This window comes from Acinetobacter sedimenti (assembly GCF_022601685.1).
GTDB classification, from domain to species: domain Bacteria; phylum Pseudomonadota; class Gammaproteobacteria; order Pseudomonadales; family Moraxellaceae; genus Acinetobacter; species Acinetobacter sedimenti.
Genome location: NZ_JAKUML010000027.1, coordinates 1 through 5,394 on the forward strand (window position 1 = coordinate 1; position 5,394 = coordinate 5,394).

General features: G+C 48.8%; 2 tRNA genes and 3 rRNA genes. All 5 read right to left on the reverse strand.

Going from position 1 to position 5,394, the window contains the following annotated elements:
* Positions 1-39: 39 nt before the first annotated feature.
* Positions 40-154, reverse strand: a 5S ribosomal RNA gene (gene rrf, locus MKI79_RS11625).
* Between the two features lie 208 nt (positions 155-362).
* Positions 363-3,255 (reverse strand): 23S ribosomal RNA (locus MKI79_RS11630).
* A 269-nt stretch (positions 3,256-3,524) separates the two neighbouring features.
* Positions 3,525-3,600: transfer RNA gene (locus tag MKI79_RS11635), tRNA-Ala, on the reverse strand.
* Between the two features lie 44 nt (positions 3,601-3,644).
* A tRNA-Ile gene (locus MKI79_RS11640) sits at positions 3,645-3,721 on the reverse strand.
* Positions 3,722-3,778: 57 nt separating this feature from the next.
* Positions 3,779-5,315: ribosomal RNA gene (locus tag MKI79_RS11645) — 16S ribosomal RNA — on the reverse strand.
* Together the 16S, 23S and 5S rRNA genes with 2 tRNA genes alongside form the textbook arrangement of a ribosomal RNA operon.
* Between the last annotated feature and the right edge of the window lie 79 nt (positions 5,316-5,394).

The window sequence follows — 5,394 nt, forward strand, 5'->3', positions numbered from 1 at the left end:
AAAACCCCCCACCTTTTGGTGGGGGGTTTTGAAATTAAAAGCTGGCGATGACTTACTCTCACATGGGTAACCCCACACTACCATCAGCGCTAAGTGGTTTCACTTCTGAGTTCGGGAAGGGATCAGGTGGTTCACACTTGCTATTGTCGCCAGCAAACTGTTATGACTATGCTTTGGTCTTATTCGCTGTGTACTTTGTTATGTACTTCGCTTGCCATGCTTTGGTCAAATGAGTGATTAACAGTAGGTTAATTGAGTCGTGCATTGTAATTTAGCAATTCGTTCTGAATCAAGTTATTTATGACGATTATGTCATTGGTATGAATCGATTCTTGCATATTCAACAACCGCTTGGGTGTTGTATAGTCAAGCCTCACGAGCAATTAGTATTGGTCAGCTTCACACGTCACCGTGCTTCCACATCCAACCTATCAACGTCCTAGTCTCGAACGGCTCTTTAGAGGACATAAAGTCCTAGGGAAATCTTATCTTGAGGTAGGCTTCCCGCTTAGATGCTTTCAGCGGTTATCCCTTCCGAACATAGCTACCCGGCGATGCGACTGGCGTCACAACCGGTACACCAGAGGTTCGTCCACTCTGGTCCTCTCGTACTAGGAGCAGATCCTCTCAAATTTCCAGCGCCCACGGTAGATAGGGACCGAACTGTCTCACGACGTTCTAAACCCAGCTCGCGTACCTCTTTAAATGGCGAACAGCCATACCCTTGGGACCTGCTTCAGCCCCAGGATGAGATGAGCCGACATCGAGGTGCCAAACACCGCCGTCGATATGAACTCTTGGGCGGTATCAGCCTGTTATCCCCAGAGTACCTTTTATCCGTTGAGCGATGGCCCTTCCATACAGAACCACCGGATCACTAAGACCTACTTTCGTACCTGCTCGACTTGTGGGTCTCGCAGTTAAGCGCGCTTTTGCCTTTATACTCTACGCGTGATTTCCGACCACGCTGAGCGCACCTTCGTACTCCTCCGTTACTCTTTAGGAGGAGACCGCCCCAGTCAAACTACCCACCAGACATGGTCCTCGTCCCGGATCACGGGACAGAGTTAGAACCTCAATATTACCAGGGTGGTATTTCAAGGATGGCTCCATGTGAACTGGCGTCCACATTTCATAGCCTCCCACCTATCCTACACAAGTAAGATCAAAGTTCAATGTCAAGCTGTAGTAAAGGTTCACGGGGTCTTTCCGTCTAGCCGCGGGTACACTGCATCTTCACAGCGATTTCGATTTCACTGAGCCTCTGCTGGAGACAGCGCCGCCATCATTATGCCATTCGTGCAGGTCGGAACTTACCCGACAAGGAATTTCGCTACCTTAGGACCGTTATAGTTACGGCCGCCGTTTACTGGGGCTTCGATCAAGAGCTTCGCTTACGCTAACCCCATCAATTAACCTTCCAGCACCGGGCAGGCATCACACCCTATACGTCCACTTTCGTGTTTGCAGAGTGCTATGTTTTTAATAAACAGTTGCAGCGGCCTGGTTTCTGTGGCTGCTCTCAGCTCAGGAAGCAAGTTCCATCACCAAAAGCAGCGTACCTTCTCCCGAAGTTACGGTACCATTTTGCCTAGTTCCTTCAGCAGAGTTCTCTCAAGCGCTTTGGTCTACTCGACCTGACCACCTGTGTCGGTTTCGGGTACGATTCCTGTTTAACTGAAGCTTAGAGACTTTTCCTGGAAGCAGGGTATCAGCCACTTCACCGTACAAGTACGGCTTGCTATCGACTCTCAGTATAAAGTACCCCGGATTTGCCTAAGATACATACCTACAGTCTTCCACCTGGACAACCAACGCCAGGCTGACTTAACCTTCTCCGTCCTCTCATCGCATTAAACAGAAGTATTGGAATATTAACCAATTTCCCATCGACTACGCCTCTCGGCCTCGCCTTAGGGGTCGACTCACCCAGCCCCGATTAACGTTGGACTGGAACCCTTGGTCTTTCAGCGAACGGGTTTTTCACCCGTTTTGTCGTTACTCACGTCAGCATTCGCACTTCTGATACCTCCAGCATGCTTCTCAACACACCTTCATCGGCTTACAGAACGCTCCCCTACCACTTACGCATAAGCGTAAATCCGCAGCTTCGGCACATAGTTTTAGCCCCGTTACATCTTCCGCGCAGGCCGACTCGACTAGTGAGCTATTACGCTTTCTTTAAAGGGTGGCTGCTTCTAAGCCAACCTCCTAGCTGTCTATGCCTTCCCACATCGTTTCCCACTTAACTATGATTTTGGGGCCTTAGCTGGCGGTCTGGATTGTTTTCCTCTTGACTACGGACGTTAGCACCCGCAGTCTGTCTCCCGGATAGTACTCATATGTATTCGGAGTTTGCATCGGTTTGGTAAGTCGGGATGACCCCCTAGCCGAAACAGTGCTCTACCCCATATGGTATTCGTCCGAGGCGCTACCTAAATAGCTTTCGGGGAGAACCAGCTATCACCGAGTTTGATTAGCCTTTCACCCCTATCCACAAGTCATCCCCTGGCTTTTCAACGACAGTGGGTTCGGTCCTCCAGTTAGTGTTACCCAACCTTCAACCTGCTCATGGATAGATCACCCGGTTTCGGGTCTATACCCAGCAACTATACGCCCTATTAAGACTCGATTTCTCTACGGCTCCCCTATACGGTTAACCTCGCTACTGAATATAAGTCGCTGACCCATTATACAAAAGGTACGCAGTCACACCACGAAGGTGCTCCTACTGCTTGTATGCATGCGGTTTCAGGATCTATTTCACTCCCCTCACAGGGGTTCTTTTCGCCTTTCCCTCACGGTACTGGTTCACTATCGGTCAGTCAGGAGTATTTAGCCTTGGAGGATGGTCCCCCCATATTCAGACAAGGTTTCACGTGCCTCGCCTTACTCAATTCATTCGTTATGCCCTTTCGTGTACAGGACTATCACCTACTATGGTTGCTCTTCCCAAAGCATTCCACTAAAACATAACGAACTTAATGGGCTCTTCCGCATTCGCTCGCCGCTACTAACGGAATCTCAATTGATTTCTTTTCCTAAGGGTACTGAGATGTTTCACTTCCCCTCGTTCGCCTTACACACCTATGTATTCAGTGTGTAATACCTATCTTATGATAAGTGGGTTCCCCCATTCAGACATCTCCGGATCAAAGGATATTTGCCGCCTCCCCGGAGCTTTTCGCAGGCTATCACGTCTTTCTTCGCCTCTGACTGCCAAGGCATCCACCACATGCACTTAATTACTTGACTATACAACCCCAAAAGGTCGTATAACAGTAATCAATTCATATACCAAAACGCTTGATTCAGTTTAATTTGCTAGTTCTCAATATCTATTCTAGGAATAGATTTGAGTAAAACAATTTATTTCAGACTCAATTTCTACTGTTAATGAATAACTAATATCTCGTCGATACCAGCTAATACTATGATATTTAAATCACAGAACTTAAATAACTTTATTCAAATTAGTTAAATTCTATAACTTATTAGCTACTCAGCCTCACACCGTAGGTGCGTGGTGGAGACTAGGAGAGTCGAACTCCTGACCTCCTGCGTGCAAAGCAGGCGCTCTACCAACTAAGCTAAGTCCCCAGCTATATCATTATGCAATACCGACTCACTGTTTCTCACCAGTTTGGTGGGTCTGACAAGACTTGAACTTGTGACCCCACGCTTATCAAGCGTGTGCTCTAACCAACTGAGCTACAGACCCATCGATATCTAGAAGAACAACTTGTTGTGGATTCTTACCAATCAATCCATCTTTCGTTAAGGAGGTGATCCAGCCGCAGGTTCCCCTACGGCTACCTTGTTACGACTTCACCCCAGTCATCGGCCACACCGTGGTAAGCGTCCTCCTTACGGTTAGACTACCTACTTCTGGTGCAACAAACTCCCATGGTGTGACGGGCGGTGTGTACAAGGCCCGGGAACGTATTCACCGCGGCATTCTGATCCGCGATTACTAGCGATTCCGACTTCATGGAGTCGAGTTGCAGACTCCAATCCGGACTACGATTGGCTTTTTGAGATTAGCATCACATCGCTGTGTAGCAACCCTTTGTACCAACCATTGTAGCACGTGTGTAGCCCTGGTCGTAAGGGCCATGATGACTTGACGTCGTCCCCGCCTTCCTCCAGTTTGTCACTGGCAGTATCCTTAAAGTTCCCACCCAAAGTGCTGGCAAATAAGGAAAAGGGTTGCGCTCGTTGCGGGACTTAACCCAACATCTCACGACACGAGCTGACGACAGCCATGCAGCACCTGTATGTAGATTCCCGAAGGCACCAATCCATCTCTGGAAAGTTTCTACTATGTCAAGACCAGGTAAGGTTCTTCGCGTTGCATCGAATTAAACCACATGCTCCACCGCTTGTGCGGGCCCCCGTCAATTCATTTGAGTTTTAGTCTTGCGACCGTACTCCCCAGGCGGTCTACTTATCGCGTTAGCTGCGCCACTAAAGTCTCAAAGACCCCAACGGCTAGTAGACATCGTTTACGGCATGGACTACCAGGGTATCTAATCCTGTTTGCTCCCCATGCTTTCGTACCTCAGCGTCAGTATTAGGCCAGATGGCTGCCTTCGCCATCGGTATTCCTCCAGATCTCTACGCATTTCACCGCTACACCTGGAATTCTACCATCCTCTCCCATACTCTAGCTGACCAGTATCGAATGCAATTCCTAAGTTAAGCTCAGGGATTTCACATCCGACTTAATCAGCCGCCTACGCACGCTTTACGCCCAGTAAATCCGATTAACGCTCGCACCCTCTGTATTACCGCGGCTGCTGGCACAGAGTTAGCCGGTGCTTATTCTGCGAGTAACGTCCACTTATCCAAGATATTAGCTTGGTAAGCCTCCTCCTCGCTTAAAGTGCTTTACAACCAAAAGGCCTTCTTCACACACGCGGCATGGCTGGATCAGGGTTCCCCCCATTGTCCAATATTCCCCACTGCTGCCTCCCGTAGGAGTCTGGGCCGTGTCTCAGTCCCAGTGTGGCGGATCATCCTCTCAGACCCGCTACAGATCGTCGCCTTGGTAGGCCTTTACCCCACCAACTAGCTAATCCGACTTAGGCTCATCTATTAGCGCAAGGTCCGAAGATCCCCTGCTTTCCCCCGTAGGGCGTATGCGGTATTAGCATCCCTTTCGAAATGTTGTCCCCCACTAATAGGCAGATTCCTAAGCATTACTCACCCGTCCGCCGCTAGGTCATATAGCAAGCTATATTTCCCCGCTCGACTTGCATGTGTTAAGCCTGCCGCCAGCGTTCAATCTGAGCCATGATCAAACTCTTCAGTTTAATATCATTCAGTGACTTAAGGTCACAATTCTGGCTCATTAATCTTACTGACTAAAAATTCGCTCAAATAAACTTCGAG